20 protein-coding genes are annotated in these 23,621 nt (G+C 44.7%); 9 read left to right on the top strand and 11 right to left on the bottom strand.

Going from position 1 to position 23,621, the window contains the following annotated elements; translation table 11 throughout:
* The first annotated feature begins 203 nt into the window (after nt 1-203).
* From BT105_RS02600 to BT105_RS02560, 9 genes are all read left to right on the top strand, one after another.
* Nucleotides 204-1,181, top strand: coding sequence for a cell wall hydrolase (locus BT105_RS02600; RefSeq protein ID WP_072299262.1), 978 nt, complete (start codon nt 204-206; stop codon nt 1,179-1,181).
* Between the two features lie 98 nt (nt 1,182-1,279).
* The gene (locus BT105_RS02595) at nt 1,280-1,546 is read left to right on the top strand and encodes an Asp-tRNA(Asn)/Glu-tRNA(Gln) amidotransferase subunit GatC (RefSeq protein ID WP_072299261.1); all 267 of its coding nucleotides are present in this window, start codon (nt 1,280-1,282) and stop codon (nt 1,544-1,546) included.
* On the top strand, nt 1,546-2,979 hold the full coding sequence (gene gatA / locus BT105_RS02590; protein ID WP_072299260.1) for an Asp-tRNA(Asn)/Glu-tRNA(Gln) amidotransferase subunit GatA: 1,434 nt from the start codon (nt 1,546-1,548) through the stop codon (nt 2,977-2,979). The genes BT105_RS02595 and gatA overlap by 1 nt, the downstream gene beginning before the upstream one ends.
* On the top strand, nt 2,942-4,411 hold the full coding sequence (gatB, locus tag BT105_RS02585) for an Asp-tRNA(Asn)/Glu-tRNA(Gln) amidotransferase subunit GatB (RefSeq protein WP_242940070.1): 1,470 nt from the start codon (nt 2,942-2,944) through the stop codon (nt 4,409-4,411). The genes gatA and gatB overlap by 38 nt, the downstream gene beginning before the upstream one ends.
* 1 nt (nt 4,412) lies before the next feature.
* Entirely contained in the window at nt 4,413-4,763 is a 351-nt protein-coding gene (locus BT105_RS02580; protein WP_072299258.1) for an arsenate reductase family protein, read from the top strand.
* An 84-nt stretch (nt 4,764-4,847) separates the two neighbouring features.
* Nucleotides 4,848-7,358 carry a heavy metal translocating P-type ATPase gene (locus tag BT105_RS02575; RefSeq protein ID WP_072299257.1) on the top strand — a complete coding sequence of 837 codons (2,511 nt, stop codon included), beginning with the start codon at nt 4,848-4,850 and terminating at the stop codon, nt 7,356-7,358.
* Between the two features lie 134 nt (nt 7,359-7,492).
* Complete coding sequence (locus BT105_RS02570) at nt 7,493-9,472, top strand: toprim domain-containing protein (RefSeq protein WP_072299256.1); 1,980 nt, start codon at nt 7,493-7,495, stop codon at nt 9,470-9,472.
* Between the two features lie 11 nt (nt 9,473-9,483).
* Complete coding sequence (locus tag BT105_RS02565; protein ID WP_081367765.1) at nt 9,484-9,708, top strand: hypothetical protein; 225 nt, start codon at nt 9,484-9,486, stop codon at nt 9,706-9,708.
* On the top strand, nt 9,709-11,949 hold the full coding sequence (locus BT105_RS02560) for a DNA gyrase/topoisomerase IV subunit A (protein WP_072299255.1): 2,241 nt from the start codon (nt 9,709-9,711) through the stop codon (nt 11,947-11,949). It begins immediately after the preceding gene.
* Between the two features lie 42 nt (nt 11,950-11,991).
* On the opposite strand, the gene BT105_RS02555 is transcribed toward BT105_RS02560, so the two are convergent.
* The 11 genes from BT105_RS02555 to rplI form a co-directional block, all read right to left on the bottom strand.
* A complete protein-coding gene (locus tag BT105_RS02555) occupies nt 11,992-12,966 on the bottom strand; it encodes an aldolase catalytic domain-containing protein (protein WP_072299254.1) in 975 nt (324 codons plus the stop codon).
* A gap of 180 nt (nt 12,967-13,146) precedes the next feature.
* On the bottom strand, nt 13,147-13,962 hold the full coding sequence (locus tag BT105_RS02550) for a putative ABC transporter permease (RefSeq protein ID WP_072299253.1): 816 nt from the start codon (nt 13,960-13,962) through the stop codon (nt 13,147-13,149).
* Between the two features lie 3 nt (nt 13,963-13,965).
* On the bottom strand, nt 13,966-14,637 hold the full coding sequence (locus tag BT105_RS02545; RefSeq protein WP_072299252.1) for a lactate utilization protein: 672 nt from the start codon (nt 14,635-14,637) through the stop codon (nt 13,966-13,968).
* 66 nt (nt 14,638-14,703) lie between these two features.
* Nucleotides 14,704-15,231, bottom strand: coding sequence for a ribosome hibernation-promoting factor, HPF/YfiA family (gene hpf, locus BT105_RS02540; RefSeq protein WP_028515516.1), 528 nt, complete (start codon nt 15,229-15,231; stop codon nt 14,704-14,706).
* Nucleotides 15,232-15,372: 141 nt separating this feature from the next.
* On the bottom strand, nt 15,373-16,734 hold the full coding sequence (locus BT105_RS02535) for a penicillin-binding transpeptidase domain-containing protein (protein ID WP_072299251.1): 1,362 nt from the start codon (nt 16,732-16,734) through the stop codon (nt 15,373-15,375).
* A complete protein-coding gene (locus BT105_RS02530; protein ID WP_072299250.1) occupies nt 16,731-18,023 on the bottom strand; it encodes an FtsW/RodA/SpoVE family cell cycle protein in 1,293 nt (430 codons plus the stop codon). Before BT105_RS02530 ends, BT105_RS02535 begins: the two co-directional genes overlap by 4 nt.
* Entirely contained in the window at nt 18,013-18,432 is a 420-nt protein-coding gene (locus tag BT105_RS02525) for an FHA domain-containing protein (RefSeq protein ID WP_072299249.1), read from the bottom strand. Before BT105_RS02525 ends, BT105_RS02530 begins: the two co-directional genes overlap by 11 nt.
* 121 nt (nt 18,433-18,553) lie before the next feature.
* Complete coding sequence (gene ftsH / locus BT105_RS02520) at nt 18,554-20,455, bottom strand: ATP-dependent zinc metalloprotease FtsH (protein ID WP_072299248.1); 1,902 nt, start codon at nt 20,453-20,455, stop codon at nt 18,554-18,556.
* A gap of 17 nt (nt 20,456-20,472) precedes the next feature.
* The gene (gene tilS, locus BT105_RS02515; protein WP_072299247.1) at nt 20,473-21,810 is read right to left on the bottom strand and encodes a tRNA lysidine(34) synthetase TilS; all 1,338 of its coding nucleotides are present in this window, start codon (nt 21,808-21,810) and stop codon (nt 20,473-20,475) included.
* Nucleotides 21,807-23,162, bottom strand: coding sequence for a replicative DNA helicase (dnaB, locus tag BT105_RS02510; RefSeq protein ID WP_072299246.1), 1,356 nt, complete (start codon nt 23,160-23,162; stop codon nt 21,807-21,809). The genes tilS and dnaB overlap by 4 nt, the downstream gene beginning before the upstream one ends.
* Nucleotides 23,163-23,174: 12 nt before the next feature.
* The gene (gene rplI, locus BT105_RS02505) at nt 23,175-23,621 is read right to left on the bottom strand and encodes a 50S ribosomal protein L9 (RefSeq protein ID WP_028515647.1); all 447 of its coding nucleotides are present in this window, start codon (nt 23,619-23,621) and stop codon (nt 23,175-23,177) included.

Raw genomic sequence — 23,621 nt, 5'->3', positions numbered from 1 at the left:
ATTATTATTAATAATTTAGTAACACATAGTCCATTAAATCTCCATATAATATGTGCACATTTACTCCGAGTCAATAAATACCGTGGAAAATATTAGCCACAAAATGGAAAAAATCCTAAAAGTATTGCCATTTCGAGGAAGATGTGTTATCATATCAACAGCCCGAAAAAATTGAAAACACTTTTTCAGGAAAGGATGAGTTGATGGGTAATCTCAAAGCCGCAGCGTTAGCTTGCGGAGTAGTTGCTTCAGTTTTGGGCGGAGGAATCGGAGTTGGATATCTTACATCTTCGACCGTAAGAACATCTGATATAGTTAGTGCGGAGGGCACAGTGGCAAATGCCATGAGCGCTGTTTCAAACACAGCGGCTGAGCTTTCAGTAATGACCGAAAAGGCAACTGCAAACAAAGGAACAACCACCAAGAAATCTTATACAGTCGAAAAGTCGACGGCTGCAAGCAAAAACCAAATTGCTGCACAGGAAGGCACAACTTCACTGTACGGTATAGAAGTAGCTACAACAGCTGCTCAGATTTCAAGATCGGTGCCCGCACCGGCACATGCGCCGGCTGCAATCACACAGCCTGCTACGCAGGCATCTACAACTGCTGCAATAGTAGCAAGAGCTACAGAGGCAGTTAAGGTAACTACTGCAAAGCCCGTAGTTACAACAACATTGATGACAACAACAACGACTGCTGCCACCACGACCACGATGGTAGAAACAACAATTGCTGCAGAAGAATACGTTGAACCAACAACCGAAGCTCCGCAGGAAACAACAGAGACTTATGTTGAGCCTGAAACAGAGCCTGTAGTGATCGATGTTGAAACAGAAGAGGACTCATTGCCTATAACCGATGAAGAGTACATACTCCTTTGCAACGCTGTGGCACACGAAGCAGGCTGCAACTGGATCAGTACCGAGGATAAGGCAAAGGTAGTAGAAGTGATTATGAATAGAGTTTCTTCTCCTAAGTTCCCGAATACGATTTACGGTGTAATCACACAGCCGTACCAGTTCTCGGGTTCAAGTACATACGCAAACTTAAACACATACAGTTCTCACGTTACACAGAGCGTGAAGGACGCGGTTACACTTTACTTCAAGGAAAATGGATCCTTTACTCAGGGTTACATTGGTTTCTGGGGTGACGGTTACAGTAACCACTTCTATTAATTAATAGTATCAAAACAGTCGGCATACAGTCGGCTGTTTTTTTATTTGCATAAAAACTGCCGATGTGATATAATATATAAAAATAAACGGAGTTGATTATGGATATTAATGTTAGAAAAATAGCAGAGCTTGCGTCCCTTGATATCTCTGATGATGATATACCGCGCTTTGAACGTGATATGAAAGATATAGCCGCTATGGTATCAGAGCTTCCCGATTTGGGCGGCGAGAGCTTTATCGGAATGCCTATGGAGCTTCGCAGTGATATTGTAGAAGATAGCGCTGTATCCCGTGAGGAGCTTATGAAAAATGCTCCTGAGTCTGTCAAAGGCTGTTTTGCTGTTCCGAGGACGGTGGAGTACTGATGAAGCTGTATGAAAAAAGCGCATATGAGATTGCTGCAATGCTCAGAAGCAGAAAGTGCAGTGCAAAGGAGCTTCTGCATGATGTAATGGGCAGAGCAAGGGAGCTTCAGCCGCGGCTCAATGCGTATATCACATTCAATGACCAGGCAGAAAATGCTGCCGAAAATGCCGACAGGCTAATTGCAAAGGGTGGAGATATTCCGCCTTTATGCGGAATACCTATCGCTGTAAAGGACAATATCTCTACAAAAGGTCTGCGTACCACCTGTGCTTCAAAAATGCTTGAAAACTACATACCTCCCTACAGTGCCACGGCAGTTGAGCTTCTCGAGGCGGCAGGAGCTGTTATTATAGGCAAGACCAACATGGACGAGTTTGCCATGGGCTCCGCCTCGGATACAGGAGCGTTCGGAGCAGTGTACAATCCGGCAGATACAGCATATTCCGCAGGCGGCTCATCAGGAGGTTCAGCGGCGGCTGTTGCAGGCGGCGGTGCAGTACTTGCACTCGGTTCGGATACAGGCGGCTCTGTGCGTCAGCCTGCTTCATTCTGCGGAGCAGTTGGCTTCTGTCCGTCTTACGGTGCGGTATCGCGTTTCGGACTTATAGCCTTTGCCTCTTCTCTTGACAGAATAGGTTCTATCGGAAGAAACGTGCGCGATGTTCATATGCTCCACAATATAATAAACGCTTCGGATATCAAAGATGTAACACATATTCCAAAAAAATTTTCAAAAACTCTCTGCGGCAGTCTTAAAGGTATGCGCATAGGTGTTCCCAAGGAGCTGTTTGACGAATATATAAGCGATGAAGTAAAGTCAGCCGTTATGAATGCAGTGAAGCTGATGGAGAGAGCAGGAGCCATCATAAAAGAGGTATTCCTGCCCTCAGCTTCGGCAGCTGTAAAAGCATACTATATAATCTCTTCGGCTGAGGCTTCTTCCAATCTTGCAAGATACGACGGCGTACGTTATGGCTTCAGAGCAGATAATTGCACCACTCCTGCCGAGATGTTCAGAAAGAGCAGGACCGAGGGCTTCGGTGATGAGGTCAAAAGGCGTATTCTGCTTGGAACCTTTGTACTCAGCGAGGGATGTTTTGATAGGTATTACAAAAGAGCGGCAGCTCTCAGGCAGAAACTTTGCGGCGAATTTGATGATATATTTACAGAATGCGACTTTATTGCCGCACCTGTTTATCCAAATGCAGGGATACTTCACGGAGCTGAAAGAAAACCCGCAGAGTTATATGCTGCTGATATATGCACAGTACCGTCAAGCCTTGGCGGACTGCCTGCCGTAAGTATTCCCTGCGGCAGGGCAGGCAACGGACTGCCCATAGGCTTACAACTCATAGGCAGGAGATGTGGCGATGAGGAGCTGCTCGATGCAGCGTATGGATATGAGCTTGCAGGAGGTGGCTGCGATGTATGAGCTTGAATGTACAATAGGGCTTGAAGTCCATGCAGAGCTCAAAACTGCGACAAAGATATTCTGCGGCTGTAAGAATGAGTTCGGCGCAGAGCCCAATACTCATGTATGTCCCGTTTGTCTCGGTCTTCCGGGAGCATTGCCGCGGCTCAACAGTAAGGTCTGCGACTTTGCAGTAAAAATGGGACACGCTCTCGGCTGTGAGATAAATCCGGTAAGCCGTATGGACAGAAAGAATTACTTCTATCCCGACCTTCCCAAAGCCTATCAGATATCTCAGTCGGATATCCCTTTATGCGGCAGGGGCAGGCTTGATATCATAGTCGACGGGGATATCAGAACTGTTGGAATAACACGTATCCATATCGAAGAAGATGCGGGCAAGCTTATACACGACGATGATTTTGCAGGAACTCTCTGTGACTATAACCGCTGTGGAGTGCCTTTAATAGAAATAGTTACAGAGCCTGACCTGCACAGTTCCCGTGAAGCCTATGTTTTCCTCGAAAACATACGAAGCATACTCAGATACATCGATATCTCCGACTGCAAAATGCAGGAGGGAAGTATACGATGTGATGTGAACGTTTCTGTTCATGAAAAAGGAACTCCTCTCGGTGAGCGCTGTGAACTGAAAAATGTCAACAGTTTCAGTGCGGCTGTCCGCGGTATCGAATACGAAATAAAGCGGCAGAAAGATATCATAAGCTCAGGCTGCATGGTAGAGCGTGAGACTCGGCGCTGGGACGATAAAAAGGGCATAAGCACAGTAATGCGAAGCAAGGAGAATTTGCAGGATTACAGATTCTTTCCCGAACCTGACCTTGGTGCTATAGTTCTTGAACATGAGAGGATAGAGCGCCTTCGCGATGAGATACCTGAACTCCCGAATAAAAAGATGATACGCTATGTCATTGAACATGGCATGAACTGCGATGAAGCCTTTGTTATCGCTGACTCACCTGATAAGGCGAAGCTGTATGATGAGTGCGTTGCTCTTAGTATTTGTAAGCCGCGGTCTGCTGCAAACCGAATACTTGGCGATGTAACGAAATTCATGAATGATACAGGCAGAAGCATTGCTGATACGCCTCTTACTGCCGAAGCTCTCAGCGAACTCTGTAAAGCCGCTGAGGACGGCGTTATATCAAGTACAGGCGCAAAGCGCGTATTCATCGAGCTTGTAACAAAAGGCGGAGACACTGCCGAGATAATAGAAAGGCTTGGTCTTGCACAGAATTCAGACGAGGGCTTTCTTAATGAAATTGCGGAGAAGGTAATTTCAGATAATGAGAAGAGCGTCAGCGATTATATTGGCGGAAAGTCCAATGCGTTGGGCTATCTTGTCGGACAGGCGATGAAGCTTTCAAAGGGCAGGGCAGATCCTGCAAAGCTGAAAAGTATACTCGAAAACAAACTAAAAAAGGAGAATTGATATGAAGTTTATATGCTATCCAAAATGCACTACCTGCCAGAAGGCAAAGAAATGGCTTGATGATAAGGGAATATCCTACGAGCTTAGAGACATCAAGGAGAATAATCCGACAGAAAAAGAGCTGAGAGAATGGTATAAGAAAAGCGGACTTCCTCTTAAAAAGTTCTTCAACACAAGCGGACTTCTCTATAAATCAATGGAGCTGAAGAACAAGCTGCCTGATATGAGCGATGACGAGCAGATAAAGCTGCTTGCTTCGGACGGTATGCTCGTAAAAAGACCTATTGTCGTTGACGGTGACAATGTACTTGTAGGTTTCAGGGAAAAGGAATACGAAGAGCTTTTCAAGTAATACTATATATGTGCTGTTAACCGCGGTTAATTGACAATTGTCAGACTTTGCAGTATAATCAAATAAAAGGAAGGGAGATAAACTATGAAGCAGTATAATGTTACGGGAATGAGCTGTGCGGCTTGCAGCGCACGTGTAGAAAAGGCTGTATCATCAGTTGACGGCGTTACATCATGCTCCGTCAGTCTCCTTACCAATTCAATGGGAGTCGAGGGAACTGCCTCTGCTGAAGCGATAATAGCCGCTGTGAAGAATGCAGGTTACGGCGCGTCAGTTAAAGGTGAAAGCAGCAATGTATCTTCAGGTGAAGATGAACTCAAGGACACGGAAACTCCTAAGATGAAACGAAGACTTATAGCTTCACTTGGTTTCCTTTTGATACTGATGTATATTTCCATGGGGCATACTATGTTCGGAGCTCCATTGCCCTCCGTAATGGCAGGAAATCATGTTATGACTGCTCTTGCGGAGCTTCTTCTTGCCGCTATAGTAATGGTCATCAATCAGAAGTTCTTTATAAACGGTTTCAAGGGAATAATATACCGTTCACCCAACATGGATACTCTTGTTGCACTCGGCTCGGGAGCGTCTTTCGTTTACAGCACGGCTGTACTGTTTATGATGACTGCCGCTCAGCAGAGAGGAGATACATCTGCGGTCCATGCCTATATGCATGATCTGTATTTTGAGTCGGCGGCAATGATACTGACTCTTATAACCGTAGGTAAAATGCTTGATGCCCGCTCCAAAGGAAAAACTACCGACGCATTGAAAAGTCTTATGAAGCTTGCCCCCGAGACGGCTGTTGTGGTTCGTGACGGCGCAGAAGCAGAAGTCCCTGTGGCTGAGGTAAAAAAAGGCGATATTTTCATAGTCAGGGCAGGCGATAGTATACCCGTTGACGGAATAGTCATTGAAGGTGAAAGCGCAGTAAACGAAGCGGCTCTCACGGGTGAGAGCATACCTGTTGACAAAACTGCAGGCGACAGCGTATCCGCGGCAACGATAAACAGTTCCGGATATCTGCGCTGCGAAGCTTCCCGTGTAGGCGAGGACACAACACTGTCCCAGATAATAAAAATGGTAAGTGACGCAGCGGCTACAAAAGCACCGATTGCGAAAATAGCCGACAAGGTCTCGGGCGTTTTTGTACCTGTAGTAATTGGTATCGCGGTCTTGACGCTTATAGTATGGCTTATTATCGGCAAATCTGTAGGCTTTTCGCTTGGCAGAGCCATAGCTGTGCTCGTTATAAGCTGTCCGTGCGCTTTAGGACTTGCAACTCCTGTTGCTATAATGGTCGGAAACGGCGTTGGAGCTAAAAACGGACTGCTATTTAAAACAGCGGCTTCACTTGAAGAAGCTGGAAAGGCTCAGATAATAGCCCTTGACAAGACAGGTACGATAACAAGCGGTGAGCCGAAGGTCACAGATATTATCCCCGTAAACGCCAACAGCGAGCATGAACTAATAACGCTCGCGTATTCTCTGGAAAAGAAAAGCGAACACCCCCTTGCAGGCGCTATAATACGATACGGAAGTGAAAACGGGATCACATCTGATGAGATCACCGAATTCAAGGTACTCGCAGGCAGCGGCGTATCGGGAAAGTGCGGAGAAAGCACATATATCGGCGGAAACTTCGGACTTATAAGCTCTGCTGCTGTAATAAGCGAGGATATTAAAGCAATGTCCGACAAGCTATCGGAGCACGGAAAAACTCCGCTGTTCTTTGCTAAAGACGGAGTTCTTGTCGGGATTATCGCTGTTGCTGATGTTATAAAGGAGGACAGCCCTCAGGCGATCCGCGAATTGCAGAATATGGGTATCCGCGTTGTAATGCTTACAGGTGACAATGAGCGCACAGCCAAAGCTATCGGAACTCAGGCAGGTGTTGACGATGTCATTGCAGGCGTACTTCCTGACGGCAAGGAAGCCGTTATACGCAGGCTGAAAAAGCAAGGCAAGACTGTAATGGTCGGTGACGGAATCAATGACGCTCCTGCACTGACAGCGGCTGATATGGGTATAGCTATCGGAGCAGGCGCTGATGTAGCTATTGACGCTGCGGATATAGTCCTTATGAAGAGCAGACTAAGTGATGTTCCGGCGGCTGTAAGGCTTAGCAGGGCAACTCTGCGGAATATCAGGCAGAATCTTTTCTGGGCGTTTATCTACAATATCATCGGTATACCGCTTGCGGCAGGAGTTTACTCAAAGCTTTTCGGCTGGCAGATGAATCCGATGTTTGGAGCCGCTGCAATGAGCCTTTCGAGCTTTTTTGTTGTGAGCAACGCTCTCAGACTTAACTTTTTTAAGGTTAATGACAGCAGCCGTGACAAGAAACGCGCTTATACGCTCTCCGAAGCTTCAGGTTCAGCAGATACTGCGGTCATAAAGATAAAAGGCATGATGTGCGGACATTGCGAGGCAAGAGTTAAGAAGGCTCTGGAGGAGCTGCCCTTTGTTGATGAAGCAGTAACAAGCCATGAAAAGGGAACAGCGGAGCTTAATTTATCAGGCACCCTTGACGAAAAGGCAGTCAAAAAAGCCGTTAACGACGCAGGATATAAATATATCGGCATTAACCGATGAATATATAAAAAGCAGTCTTTTGGGCTGCTTTTTTCAGTATATCGGGAAATTATTGCCGCGCACTTGCTTTTTTGAAAATTATATGATATAATAACTTTTGTATGCATTAAAACGTGACCGAAAGGCAGAGGATTATGGCTAAGAAACAAGACTACGGCAACGACAGTATATCAATGCTCAAGGGCGCGGACAGAGTCCGTAAACGTCCTGCGGTTATATTCGGCTCTGACGGCTTAGACGGCTGCGAGCATTCGATTTTTGAGGTCATCTCGAACTCTATTGATGAAGCTCGTGAGGGCTACGGAAACAAGATAATAATCACTCATTACAGGAACAACGACATCGAAGTAGAGGATTTCGGCAGAGGCTGTCCTGTAGACTATAATAATAATGAAAAGCGTTATAACTGGGAGCTTGTTTACTGTGAACTCTATGCAGGCGGCAAGTATGATTCAGCTGCTGAGTCCTATGAGTACTCACTTGGTCTTAACGGACTCGGTCTGTGCTCAACCCAGTATTCTTCGGAATTTATGGACGTTGAGGTAATTCGAGACGGATTTAAATATGACCTGCACTTTGAAAAGGGCAATAATGTAGGCGGACTTAAAAAAGAGCCCTGCAAGAAAAAGCAAACAGGTACAAAGACTCGCTGGCGACCTGACCTTGAAGTATTTACTGATATAAATGTTTCTGATGAGTTCTTCTGTGATATTTTAAAGCGTCAGGCTATCGTAAATCCGAATATACTCTTTGTTTTCCGTTCAGAAAATGAAGCAGGCGGCTTCAATGAGCAGGAATTCTTATATGAGCAGGGTATAACCGAGTACGTTCAGGAGATTGCAGGTGAGGGCGCACTGTCCTCAATACAGCACTGGACTGCCGAGAAAAAGGGCAGAGACCGTGACGACAAGCCTGAGTACAAGGTAAAGCTTGATGTGGCTGTTACATTCTCAAATAAGGCAAAGCTTACGGAGTATTATCATAACTCCAGCTTCCTTGAGCACGGCGGTTCACCTGCCGAGGCTGTAAAACGAGCTTTTCAGGCGCAGATAGACAGTTATATCAAATCCGTGAACGGCTATCAGAAGAACGAGAGCAAGATAACCTATGCCGATATTGAGGAATGTCTGATACTTGTATCATCTTCCTTCTCAACTCAGACTTCTTATGCTAACCAGACCAAAAAGGCTATAACCAACAAATTTATCCGCGAGGCTATGACAGAGTTCCTGCGTCATCAGCTTGAGGTATACTTTATTGAGAATCCAGATGAAGCCCAGAAGATAGCCGAGCAGATACTCATAAACAAGAGAAGCCGTGAAAACGCGGAAAAAGTCCGCCTTAATGTAAAGAAGAAGCTCACAGGTACTATCGATCTTGCAAATATGGTGGAGAAGTTCGTGGACTGCCGTACAAAGGACGTTTCACGCCGTGAAATATACATCGTGGAGGGTGATTCGGCTCTCGGTTCTGTAAAGCTTGCCAGAAATGCGGAGTTTCAGGCTATAATCCCTGTCCGCGGCAAGATACTCAACTGTCTCAAGGCTGAGTACTCAAAGATATTCAAGAGCGAGATAATCACTGACCTTATCAAGGTACTTGGCTGCGGTGTTGAAGTTACCACCAAGGCTAACAAAGAACTCTCAAACTTTGATATCAATAACTTCCGCTGGAGCAAGATAGTTATCTGTACCGATGCGGACGTTGACGGTTTCCAGATAAGAACACTAATACTTACAATGCTGTACAGGCTCACACCTACTCTTATCGAGCAGGGATACGTTTATATCGCAGAGTCTCCGCTTTTTGAGATAAACACTAAGGAAAAGACATATTTTGCCTATACAGAGCAGGAAAAGCAGCGTATTCTCGAAATGATAGGCGATAAAAAGCACACTATACAGCGCTCGAAAGGTCTCGGTGAGAACGAACCCGACATGATGAGCCTTACAACAATGAATCCTGATACAAGGCGTCTTATCAAGGTAACTGCCGATGATATCACGGAGTCCGCAGAGGTATTTGAGATGCTTCTCGGTGACGATCTGCAGGGTCGTAAGGATTACATCTCTGAATACGGCGCTGATTACCTTGAACTTGCTGATATCAGCTAAGGAGCTGTCCTATGAAAAAGATCAGAATGACAAAATGCCGTTTTTGCGGCGGAACTGAATTTATAACAGGATATCAGAACTTTTACGGAGCTGTTTACAGTGCCGACAGCCTTATGCGCTCAACATCACTGTATCATACCATATGCAGAGATTGCGGCAGTATTGTAAGGTCTTATGTAAAAGATCCCGAAAAGCTCCTGAAAAAGAGTGAACGACGTAAAGAAGGAGAAGAATAAATGCCAAGGAAAAAGGATACTCCAAATAAACAGCCTGTTTTCAAGCATGAAGCTTATATTGAGGGCTCGGGAAGCGTTGTTGATGAAAGAATAACAGATACGCTGAAAAAGAACTATATGCCCTATGCCATGAGCGTTATCATCTCCCGAGCACTTCCTGAGATAGACGGTTTCAAGCCATCACACAGAAAGCTCCTTTATATGATGTACAAAAGGGGACTGCTAAGCCCTGATAAGGAGCGTTCCAAGTCTGCTAACGTTGTCGGCGAGACAATGAAGCTGAATCCTCACGGCGATCAGGCTATATATGAGACTCTTGTCCGTATGACACGAGGCAATGAGGCACTTTTGCACCCCTATATTGACAGCAAGGGTAACTTCGGAAAGCAGTATTCAAGCAAGATGCACTTTGCTGCTCCGCGATATACTGAGGTAAAGCTCGAAAAGATATGCAACGAGCTTTTCCGTGATATCGACAAGGAGACTATAGATTTCGTACCTAACTACGATAATACCATGCAGGAGCCAACTTTGCTCCCTGCAACATTCCCGACTGTGCTTGTCAACTCAAACACAGGTATCGCTGTTTCAATGGCGAGCAATGTGTGTCCCTTCAACCTTGAAGAGGTCTGCGAGACTACAATAGCTCTCATGAAGGATCCGAATCATGATATTATCAGTACGCTTAAAGGACCTGATTTTCCCGGCGGCGGACTTATGCTTTATGATGAAGCAGAGCTCAACAAGGTCTATGAAACAGGACGCGGAAGTATAAAAGTACGTTCAAAATACAGCTATGATAAGAGCGCTAACTGCATAGAGGTAACTGAGATACCTTATACGACCACTATCGAAGCTATTATCGAGAAGATAATCGACCTCGTTAAGCAGGGCAAGATAAGAGAGATATCATATATCCGTGATGAAACTGATATCGACGGACTTAAGATCGCTATCGACCTGAAGCGCGGAACCGATCCCGATAAGCTTATGCAGAAGCTTTACCGTCTTACTCCATTACAGGACAGCTATCCTTGCAACTTCAATATACTTATTGCAGGTACTCCAAAGGTAATGGGAGTTCGTGAGATACTTATCGAGTGGACTGCTTTCCGTGAGGAGTGCGTACAGCGCAGGACATACTTTGACTTACAGAAGAAAAAGGAAAAGCTCCACTTGCTGGAGGCTCTCTCAAAGATACTTCTCGATATTGACAAGGCTATAAAGATAATCCGTGAGACCGAAAACGAAGCGGACGTTGTGCCGAACCTTATGATAGGCTTCGGTATTGACGAGATACAGGCTGAATATGTTGCAGAGATAAAGCTCCGCAACATCAATAAGCAGTATATTCTCCGCCGTGTTGAGGAAGTCGACCAGCTCAAAAAGGATATTGAGGAAATGGAGGATATCCTCCGTGACAAGAAGAAGATACGCAAGATAATCGTAAACGAGCTACGTGACGTCATTAAGAACTACGCTCAGCCGAGAAAGACGATGTTCTACTATCAGGCTGACGTTGAGGAAGCTGAGGAGGTCGATGATACTCCCGATTATCCTGTTAATATCTTTGTGTCCGACAGCGGCTACTTCAAGAAGATAACTCCTCAGTCTCTCCGTATGAGCAGCGAACAGAAGCTTAAAGAGGGAGATTTCATCAGTCAGTGCTTCGAGGCAACTAATAAGACTGAGCTTGTATTCTTCTCGGATAAGGCTCAGGCTTACAAATCGAGAGCCAGCGCCTTTGACGATACAAAGGCAAGTGTTATGGGTGATTATATCCCTGCGAAGCTCAGCTTTGACGAGGGTGAGAGCCTTAAAATGGTAGTTCCGACTATTGATTACAGCGGATATGTTATATTCTTCTTTGAAAACGGAAAAGCTGCAAAGGTACCGCTTAAGTCATATGAGACAAAGACTAACCGTAAGAAGCTTGCAAATGCATATTCGTCAAAGTCTCCGCTTATTGCAGCTCTGTTTATCCCAGAAGAAACTGATATACTCTTAAGAACTACAAGCGGTCACGCTCTTGTATTCAATACAGGAATGATACTGCCCAAGTCTACAAGAGATTCTCAGGGCGTACAGGTCATAACACTCAGAAAGAAAGCGACTCTTTCATCGGCTTCGCTTATAGCTCCCGAGGAACTGCCTGAGCTTGAAAAATACCGTTCAAAGAGCGTTCCTGCCGCAGGCAAGCCTGCAAAGGAGCTTGGAGACAGCAATCAACTTACATTCTGATAAAAATAAGCCCGAAAGCATTGCTTTCGGGCTTTATCTTTATTATTCCTGTGAGATGATCTCCTTGTAGAACTCGGAGAAATCCTTGCGCTTATCCTTTGTGAACTGGATAGCTGTTCTTGGGTGCTGATTAAAGAGACCTGTGAGGAGGTACTGGAGATCATATCCCCATACAGCGCCTTCCTCGCGGAGCTTTTCCATGTGTTTCTCAATGAACTGGAATACAGGATATACATTGTACTTTGGATTTTTGAGGAAACCGAGAAGAAGCTCCATTGCGCAGTTGCCTGCGCCTCTGCCCATTGATGAGTATGTAGCGTCAAGCCAGTCAACACCGTCGCCAACAGCTTCAATTGTATTTGCAAAAGCAAGCTGCTGGTTGTTGTGAGCGTGGATACCGACCTTTTTGCCGTATTTGTCTGCTGCTTCAAGGTAAAGGTTTGCTATCCGTGCCAGTTGCTCGGGGTAGAGTGCTCCGAAGCTGTCAACGATGTAGAATACATCAACAGGGGACTGTCCGATAATGTCAAGAGCTACTTTAAGGTCGCCCTCCTGAGCATTTGATATTGCCATGATATTGCAGGTAACTTCATAGCCCTTCTTCTTAGCGTCTTCTATCATATCAACAGCAGTTGGTATCTGGTGAAGGTATGTTGCAACACGGATAAGGTCAACAGGGGAGTTCTCACGCTCAACGATGTCCTGCTTGTAGTTGCAGCGTCCTACGTCAGCCATGATAGCTATTTTGAGGTCAGTGTGGTTCTCGCCAACTATAGAGCGGATATACTCATCGTCGCAGAACTTGCATGGACCGAAATCCTCGACCTTGAACATTTCCTTGTCAGCTCTGTAGCCGAACTCCATATAATCAACGCCTGCCTTGATATTGGACAGGTAAAGGTCTCTTACGAACTCATCAGAAAATCTGAAATCGTTTACAAGTCCTCCGTCGCGGAGAGTAGCGTCTACAACTCTCACATCTGATCTGTAATTCATCAGCTTAGATATCTCTTTCATATTTATCCCTCTTTCACAAAGTAAACTGTAACGCTTTTAAGCTTTTGAGCTTTAAAGCGATTTGTTTCTTTGTATAGTATATCACACATTTTGTACTTTGTCAAATACTTTTTTGGAGTTTAAGAATGCAAATTTTTATGTAAAATAACAAGGGACTTTGCAAAAAAGTCCCTTGTTAATTCAATGTTTGTTTTTACGGAGCTCCTCGAGTTGATCCTTAAAGCTTTTAATGTTTATGATATCAAGCTGAGGAAATGCTTTGGAAAGACGTTTAAGAGTAAAGCTTCGTTTCTCATGGATCGATTTGTACTTATCCCTGAGCTCTTCGAGCTTTTGTCTGTATTCTGCATTGCGTTCATCGAGCTCACTTTTCTTGTCCATGACGTGTTCTACACCCGTAAAGATCTTTTCGCCTGTTTTATCTGATATCTTTCTCATTTCAGCGGATATTCCTTCAAGAACCACAAGTCTTTGCTTGATATGGATTATTGCCGCAACAGTGATTATAGTATCGCTGATGAAACCTATAAGTATCACCGTTAAGATAACGATACCGAAGGCAGAGGGGATATCGCGGACAAATTTAACAGTAAGAGGGTGTATAAGTCTGACGGTAACAAGGCAGGCGACTCCCCATAGAAGGGAGAATTTAAGACATATATAGCCTTTGAGGTTGAAACGTTCACCTGAGTAATCCCACCATTTCTGCGAAAAAAACTTTTCCAGCAGAAAGCCTGTAATAAGTTCAAGGAACGTTGTCAGCAGAACAGAGCCAACATAAAGAACAACAATGTTCTCCTTGATAGGTTCAAGGGCGAAACAGACGAGTATCACCCCAAAGCCGTATATAGGACAATACGGACCGTTGAGAAAGCCGCGGTTTATGAACCTGCCATGTTCTACAGCCTGATAAACGACTTCAAGGCACCAGCCTAAAAAGGCGTATATGACGAAATAGCCTGCTGTTCGGCAGATAGCAAGGGCAGTATCGTTCATATATTAATAGCCCAGCTCCTCGCCGACGATAATGACCTTGATACGTCCCTTATGGCGCTGATGTGCGGAGATAAGATAATTACAGCATATTCTGCCGTCACTGCCGCAGCCGTCATACATCTGAGAGCCCGATTTTGTAAGAGAGACGCATTCGCCCTTTTCCTTACAGTAGGTATCACAGTTGAGACGGACGCAGTTAGGCGGTGCAGCCTCGCGCTTAACACGGAGCTCTGCTTCCCTGAGGTCCTTTACAATTTTATTGTAGCCTGCGATAATGATAACAGACTTTGGTCCGAAAGCTATTGCGGCGATACGGTTGCTGTTGCCGTCAACATTATAAAGAACGCCGTCCTCGGTGATAGCGTTTGAGCTTGAAATATACACATCTGCGAAAAAGGCTTTTCTGTAGAGCTCCACTACTTCCTCGGGAGTATTTACCTTTGCGCGGTCAAGGTATTTATACTTTGGCGATTCAAGGAGTGATTTGAGTCCTATCTCTCCCATAGTCATCGTGCCGCCGTTTGTGATAACGTCGCCCTCTTTTAAGAGAGATTCAACGATAGGACAGACATCGGCGCTTGTTTCGGCGTAGTAGAATTCCATATTGTTCTTTTTGAGGTTTTCGCCTGTTTTATTTATCCTTTTTTCGATTATTGATTTTTTATTATCGTCCATGATCTTTACTCCTTTATAAATTTAATATGCGGAACATAACGTTCCGCATATTATTTCAATAATTAATTAAGCGTTGTCAGGCTCAAGTACAGCGTAGTTTCCGTCGTCACGCTTATAAACTACGTTTATCAGACCTGTCTCTGCATTTGTGAACATAAAGAACTCGTGATCCAGCATATTCATCTGGAGTATAGCCTCGTCGATGTCCATAGGTCTCATCTTGAACTTCTTGTGCTTGATAACCTCATACTCGACTGTCTCGGGTACAGGATAAGCGAAAGCCTCCTTGAAAGCGGCGTCTTTAAGCTTCTTCTCGACCTTGGTCTTGTTCTTGCGGATCTGTCTGATTATCTTGTCGATAGCGTCATCGAGGGCAACATACTTGTCCTCGGCAGACCTTTCTGCACGGAAAATAATGCTGTTATATTTTACTGTGAGCTCAAGAACTATCTGAGTCTTGATCTCAGAAATTACGATTTTTGCATCAGCGTCCTCTCCAAAGAATTTTCCCAGACGGGAGTCGATTCTCTTTTCAGCATACTCTGTAAAGTTTGTTGGAATCTGCATTTTCTTAGCTGTGATAGTTGTTTTCATATTGGTCCTCCTTTTTGCTTTGTAAAAACAAAGCATAAGTTTATGGTTATATTATACCATAATAAATCGTGGTATACAATAGATTTTTATTAATTTTGTTTAAATGCACAAAGAGTTTTCCATAATTTGTTTGTTTTGACATCAATAATTGTTTTTTAAATTATCAAGAAGCACCTGTGCAACTTGTTCTGTAGTGAGATATCCGCTGTCTTTATCCTCGATAAGAATGCAGAATGCAATAGGGAATGAGGGATCATCTACAAAGCCCACAAGAAGCGAATTTTCCTTTGCACCCTCGTCTACCTGTGCAGTACCGCTCTTTACGCCGACTTTATATCCGCTTATCAGATATGAATATCTATCGGAGCCGTTTGTCAGCATTATCTGTTTTACGGTTGAAGCTGTGCTTTCGGAGAAAAGCTTTTCGCTGTAGTGAGTTTTGGCTTTTTCTTTTTCGTGGCCGTTAAGGTCTGTCACATGGTCGATGAGGTAGGGCATGGTCATTTTGCCTGTGCCGTTAGCAATGGCGCTCTGCCACATCATGAGCTGTATTGGGCTTACGAGAGTATCGCCCTGACCGATACAGCCCCACTGGGTACGGAATTCGTAGGAGTTTTCGAGAGTTGTGGAGGCTGTTTCACACTGTATACCGTTGATGTCGATATAGGTCGGCTTGCCGCCGTTAAGAACATACCCCATTTTTTCGTACTGCTTCTTTACCTTTTCAAGAGGCATATCATCGTCCTCGATAAGCTGTGCAAAGAACGGGTTACAGCTGTTTTCAAAGGCTTCCTGTATATTCTGAGTGCCGTGACCGTAGATGTTATGGCAGTCAATGTCATTTCCTGTCCTGTTGGTATATTTGCCGTTACAGGTATAGCTTTTGGAGAAAAGCTGAGCGCTTCCCATTATTTCAACAGCGGAAATAACCGTGGAGACCTTTTGTGTCGAACCTGGAACTGTTCCGTACATATTCTTAGATAAGAGAGTACCTGATTTGAAGTTTTCAAGCCCCTCATAGCCCTTTGTAACATCAAGAGAGGGGAGACTTGTGCAGACAAGAATTTCGCCTGTTTTGTAGTTATAAGCCGATACACAGCCTTCCATATAGCCGAATGAATTGAATACAGCACGGTTGGCTTCGTGATTGAGTGTCGTGTAGATAGCGGCTTTTCCGCCCTGTTTTTTCAGTCCGTCAGAGAAGCTGTAGTTGTTCAGCTTCTGGAGATTGCGTGCAACAAGAGTGTTCTCCATTTGTCCCTTGTCATCACCGATGAGGTTGCCGATGTCAAGGAAATAATTATCGGGATATGAGCCCTGTCCAGTACCGTCAAAGAGTACATCGCCCTTGCGGTCATAAACAAAACCAAGCTGATGTGTGTCGGAGTTCATCATGTAGAAATCGGCTTCGTGGTTTATTTTTAAAACCAGAAATGCCATGCCTGCGATGAAAAGGATAATTATGAGACTTATTATTCGCTGAGTTCTTCTTATGCTCTTCATTCCTGCCACCTCCAAGTCGGTACGTCCGCTTCTTTCTTCTTATGCTTGGGTTCTTTGAAAGAAGGCGACTGTGCAGCCATAAGCATTCCAACCATGAATCCGCTTACCATGAGGGAGCTTCCTCCTGCAGAAATAAACGGAATCGTAACGCCTGTGAAGGGAATAAGATTGCATGAACCGAAGATATTCAGAGCCATTTGTACTATCAGAGCAGCGCATACACAAGCTGATATAGTACCGTGATAGTATGAACGTGCAGGATTTACAAGGGGAACAGATGTCATTACGAGAATAGCGAATATCGCCATGAGCGCATAAATTAGTCCCCATTCTTCGCTTATTGTTGCAAATACGATATCATTTTCAAAGGCGAATACATTTGAAAGAAACCCTTTTCCGGGACCTACGCCGAACCAGCCGCCCTTGGCAATAGCGATAAGCGCCTGTGACTGCTGATAGCCGTCGCCTGTCTTGTCGCTCCATATGTCAACATGAAGTCTGTGCTGAACGTACTCGGGAGCGTACTTTAAACCGATAAGAACGAAAACGATAACAAGAGCGATAACGCCTATAAGCTTCTTTTTTGAGAATTTTGCCTTTGGATAGCATATCCTGAGAAGAAATCCTGCGGCAAAAATGCTTAAAAAAGTGGGGAGACTTCCGTAATCGTGGGATTTTACCTGTATAAGGCATACTATCGCAGTAAGAGCCAAAAGAGCAAGATTCTCATAGACAACGCTGAAAGTAAGTATCTTGTGCTTCTTCTGCTGGTCTGCAATTGAAGTTGCACAGGCAAGTATGAACAGCGGCTTTGCAAACTCTGAGGGCTGTATTGCGAAGCTGCCTATTCTTATCCACATATCCTCGGGACTGGTGAATACAAAAACAATGAGCATTACAAATATTACTCCGCCGTAGATATATGGCTTTTTGTCCTGTAGCAGCTTGTGATTCCTGCAAAGAATATACCCTGCCTTACATGAAGCAAGACAAACGATACATGTTATGAGGTGTTTTACGTCAAAACCTACCTTGCCGAAGCAGGATTGGAAGATAAAGCTCATATTAAGTACAAGTATCAGCAAAAAATCAAGGACGTATGAGGTCTGCTTGAATAGAAGTATCACTATAAAATAGGAAATATCAAGTATGAGAACTGCTGCTCCGAGAACTGCAACATCTCTTACTTCGGTGTAGTTTCCGTTGAAATACACGTTCAGAAGCATTGCAATGTGAGCAATAAGAACAAAAATACATGAGAAAACATATGCAACAGGGTTAGCGTACACGTTCAGACCTCCTTTTTCTGAAAATCAGTCTGCGGTTGCCGAGAGTAATGAGGTCATTTTCGTGCAGAACAGCCTCGCGGACCATACTGCCGTTTACAAAGAGTCCTGATTTAGAGCCCATGTCGTGTATGGTCCATATACCGTTTGAAACAGTAAGCATGGCGTGATATCGGGATACTGACAGGTCGGGTAGTCTGATATCTGCCGACGCGTGGCGTCCGATGAGAACTTCGTCACAGCCTAATTCATAAGTGACGTTCTGCTCAGTCAGAACCATATCGTGTGATAACTCATGCCATGTCTTCTTTGATGACCTGCGCTCACGGTAGGCGGTCAGAAGCAGTACGAATATACACACATCAAGTGCAGCGGCTGCTGCAATACATAATATCGTATCAAGTGATTCCAAAAGAAAACCTCCGATCAGATAATGTTATTTTTTTATCACTGATTTATATTATATCACAAATCAGCAAGGAGTTCAACAAGGCAAAGAAAATCCCGAAGAAGATCTCTTCGGGATATTTCTATTATAAATTGCTTTCGTCAACATCAGCCTTTTCATAAGGCGGAATCTCGTCGGGAATATCCGAAACATCAACTATGAGCTCATTTCTCATAAGCTTTTCAAAGTCATCGCCGTCGATCTTTTCATACTTGAGCAGATATTTTGCAAGGAGATGCATCTTATCAGCATTAGCTCTGAGTATCTGTAGACAATCAGCATATGCCTTGTCGATGATAGCCTTTACTTCTTCGTCTATCTGAGCTGCTACAGTTTCGCTGTAGTTCTTTGTGTGACCGTAATCCTTGCCAAGGAATACTTCGTCGTTATCAGAACCGTATACAACAGTACCGAGCTTGCTTGAGAAGCCGTACTTGGTCACCATTTTTCTTGCGGTAGATGTTGCACGCTCGATATCGTTTGAAGCTCCCGTACAGATATCATTTGTGAACAGCTCCTCTGCACAGCGTCCGCCAAGCAGCGAGATGATGTTCTCGAACATTGTAGTTCTTGTAAGGTGCTGATCATCGGTCTCAGGACGGTAAATAGTCATACCTGCTGCCATACCGCGCTGGATTATAGTTACCTGATGAACTCTGTCCTGAGTCTTGAGGTTATAGGAAGCAACAGCGTGACCTGCTTCATGGTAAGCGGTAATGAAGTTATCACGGGGAGTAACTATCCTTGATTTCTTTTCAGGACCCGCAATGACCTTGAGGGTTGCTTCTTCGATATCAGCCTCAGTGATAGAGAGTCTGTCATTTCTTGCAGCAAGGAGAGCTGCTTCATTGAGTACGTTTTCAAGGTCGGCACCTGTAAATCCGCGGGTAGTTCTTGCAATACGCTTGATATCAACATCAGGGCCAAGAGGCTTGTTCTTGGAATGAACAAGAAGTATCTCCTCACGTCCCTTGACATCAGGGTATCCTACAACTATCTGTCTGTCGAATCTGCCCGGTCTGAGAAGAGCGGGATCGAGGATATCACGTCTGTTGGTAGCGGCGAGAACGATTACGCTGTCGTTGCCTGTGAATCCGTCCATTTCAACGAGAAGCTGGTTAAGCGTCTGCTCACGCTCGTCATGTCCGCCGCCGAGACCAGCGCCTCTGTGGCGTCCTACAGCGTCTATCTCATCGATGAAGATGATAGCAGGAGCGTGTTTTTTAGCCTGCTCGAAAAGGTCTCTTACACGCGAAGCACCGACACCGACGAACATTTCAACGAAATCAGAACCTGAGATAGGGAAGAACGGACAGCCTGCCTCACCTGCAACTGCACGGGCAAGAAGAGTCTTACCTGTACCGGGAGGGCCGAGAAGAAGTACGCCCTTAGGCACCTTTGCGCCAAGCTCTGTATATTTCTTAGGATTCTTGAGGTAGTCAACTATCTCGATAAGCTCCTGTTTTTCCTCATCAGCACCTGCAACGTCCTTGAAGGTAGCCTTACGACCGCTTGCGCCGTTCTTAAGGTTTGCCTTGCCGAAGGTAGCATATTTTCCGCCGCCGCCGCCCTGTTTCATCATAAAGTAGAGGATAGCGATGCCGAGAAGTATAGTGAGTATAACAGGAATAAGCGAATACAGCCATGTTCTGTCTGTTATCTTGATATAGTCCTGTTCAAGAGGCGTATCATGTGTGGCATTGTATTCCTTACGGTAATCCTTTGTGTCCTCGAGGAAGATATTAACGTTAGGAACAGTGTAATGCCTGTCTTTTTCTTCGTCTTTGATCCTGTATGTGAGTTCTCCTGTACCGAGATCAAGCTCGTAGTATGAAACATCATAGCTGTCAAAGTAACTGATTATCTCAGTATACTCGGTTTTGTCGGTATTAGCATTGAGCTTTGAGCTTATAAGAACAAGGCAAAGAACAGCAATGGTAATAACGATAAGGTAGGTAAAAACTCCCTTGCTTTTTTTAGGTGTCAAATTATCCTCTCCATTCTTTAGTGTCTTTCTACTGAAACCTTAAGACATCTGACTGTATTATTATCAGGCGCAACGCGGTCGGCTATACCTATGCCCTCCGCAAAAATCGTACCTGCTTCATCTTCAATGAAGTGAAGCGTAGGACGTGATCCAGCATCAATAGTTTCATTTATCAGCTTTTTTATCGAAGAAGTAAAGCTTCTTCCGCTAAGCCTTATTTTGTCGCCGAACTTTCGGCTTCTTAAAATAGTCCTTCCACTTATTTTATCATAATCAAGGAGATAAAATGTGGATTTTTTATGAACAGCTTCAATTTTCTTCAAATTATCACATTCGACAATTTCGCAGATAAGCTCACAGTTCTCGAAAATTCGGTTTATACCGATTATAAGAGGTACTTCCTTTACATTATTTGTCTGTGCTGGGATTTTTTTCAGCTCCAGAGAATCTTCTGAACCGATAAGGTAGATATCTCCTGAAATGTTTATCTTGCCGCCATTCATCAGCGCATTATCAGCTTCTTCAAGGCGTTTGTGCGAGTAGGGAAGTCTTTTTTCACTGAGAAGCCTTGAAATACAGCGCTTTCTGATAACAGGCGGATACTTTTTTAGTCCATTCAGAGTATTTTCCTGACGGCAATTTTTCATTGCATCATCAGCAAGCTCTTCTATAAATGCGTTTTCCTCACGGACTGTGCTTATCGAGTTAATAGATGTTTCCACTGCTGAGCTGTTTATTTCAGCAAGCAGGGGCAGTATCTTGTGTCTAATCTTGTTTCGGGTATAATCGTCAGACAGATTTGTGCTGTCCGTCACAAAGGACTGTGAATGCTCTGTGAGAAAATCTTCTATCTCCTGACGTGTTACAGCAAGAAGCGGTCTGATGATACTTCCGCGGACTATTGGTATTCCTGCAAGTCCTTTGATGCCCGTGCCGCGAGCAAGATTCAGTATTACAGTTTCAAGATTATCGTTGGCATTATGAGCTGTAGCAAGCTTTTTGCCTTTGGAATGCTCCGTGAAAATATCATATCTGAGTTTTCTTGCAGCTTCTTCCGTCGAAAGGGAATACTGTTCTGCATATGACCTTACATCGCATGACACAGCCTTGAATGGAACATTCAGCCTTGCGCACAGTTCATGGCAGAACTGTTCGTCGCCGTCGCTTTCAGCGCCGCGCAGACAATGATTGACATGAAGTGCTTCAACGGATATTCCAAGCCTTTCGCTGAGTTCAGACATTGAAATTAGAAGTGCAACGCTGTCTGCACCGCCTGATAGTCCGCACACAACAGTATCGCCGCGGCATATCATTTTATTATCAGCAATGAATTTGTAAACCTTGGTTAACATCATACATTTTCAGGTGTAGCATTATAGTCGGGGTTAGAGAAGCGTGTATACTGTCCGTCCCAGATGAGCTCCACAGTGCCAGTTTCACCGTGACGGTTTTTAGCCACGATACATTCGGATATATTCTGCCGCTGACTTTCTTTATTATAGTAAGCGTCGCGGTAGAGGAAAAGCACGATATCAGCGTCCTGCTCGATAGAACCCGATTCACGGAGGTCTGAAAGCATTGGGCGCTTATCTGTACGGCTCTCAACAGCACGTGAGAGCTGTGAAAGCAGTATTACAGGAACATTCAGCTCCTTAGCCATGACCTTTAGCTGACGGGTTATCTCACTGATAACAGTAACTCTGTTATCGGATTTTGACGTAGATTCCATGAGCTGAAGGTAGTCGATGATGACAAGCCCGAGGTTCTTAGTCCTGCGGAGCTTAGCTTTCATCTTCTGAACAGTCATGCTCGCTGTATCGTCTATATAAAGGGGGAGTGTGCTGAGATAGCCTGCGCTTGTAGCAAGCTTTACCCAGTCATCACCTGATATTCTGCCGTTTCGGAGCGTATTTGACTCTACGAGAGCCTCCGTCGAGAGGATTCTTGTGGCTATCTGCTCCTTGGACATTTCCAGATTGAAGGTAACGACTTCTTTTTCGGCACGTCTTGCAACATTCGTTGCAATATTCATGGCAAAAGAGGTCTTTCCCATACCAGGACGGGCAGCAATGATTATTAGATCTGACTTGTTAAGTCCCGAGGTTATGCTGTCAAGGAGAGTAAAGCCTGTCCTTGCACCTACATATTTTTCCTTATCAGGACCTGATATTTTACCGAGACGGTCATAAGCTTCGGAAATAGCCTCAGAAAGGGGAACAAGTCCTCTTACATCACGTCCCTGACGGATATCATATATTTTCTGTTCAGCCGCGTCAAGAAGAAGCTGAGCGTTCTGCTCGCCTGACTGTACCTCTTCAAGTATAGTTCTTGCCACATAGCTGAGGCTTCTGAGGAAATACTTATCTGCAACGATTTTGCAGTAGCTTTCGATATTTGCAGTTGAGGGGAGAAGATTTCCTATCTCTGCGAGATAGCGTCTTCCCTCGGCAGGGCTTTCAAATATGTGCTGCTTTTCAGCCTCGTTGAGTACCGTCACGATATCAACTGGCAGGCTCATGGAGTTCATTTGCAGCATTATTGAATACAGCGCCTTATGCTGGTCATTGTAGAAGTATTCGGGCTTTATGAGCTCGATCACGTCAGACAGGACCTGCGGATCGGAGATTATCGCTCCTAAAACAGACTGCTCCGCCTCGATACTGTGTGGCAGTTCTCTGGCGGAGAGCAGGATATCGTTTTCGTCCATATTACGCACCTATCAGCCTTCGCTGACTTCAACGTCGATAGTCTCTGCAATACCATTATAGAGCTTTACAGTTGCGGTGTAGGAACCGAAGTTCTTGATATCGGTGCTGAGAACTATCTTTTTCTTATCGACCTTTACGCCAAGCTGCTGTGATAAAGCGTCGGCTACGTTTGCAGCAGTTACCGAGCCGAAAAGCTTGCCGTTTGAACCTGCCTTTGCAACGATCTCGACTTTCTTGCCCTTGATCTTTGCAGCAGCGTCCTTGGCAGCCTGTACATCAACGTCTATTTTGTGCTGTGCAGAAGCCTGAGCTCCCTCCAGCTTGTTCATATTTTCTGGAGTTGCTTCAACGGCGTATCCCTTGGGGAGAAGCATATTTCGTGCATATCCGTCTGCAACGTTCTTTAATTCGCCTTTTTTTCCTGAACCTTTAACGTCCTGTAAAAAAATTACCTTCAT

It is taken from the genome of Ruminococcus flavefaciens, from assembly GCF_900119075.1.
Lineage (GTDB): Bacteria > Bacillota > Clostridia > Oscillospirales > Ruminococcaceae > Ruminococcus > Ruminococcus flavefaciens_Q.
This window is presented reverse-complemented; position numbering and strand designations above follow the sequence as displayed.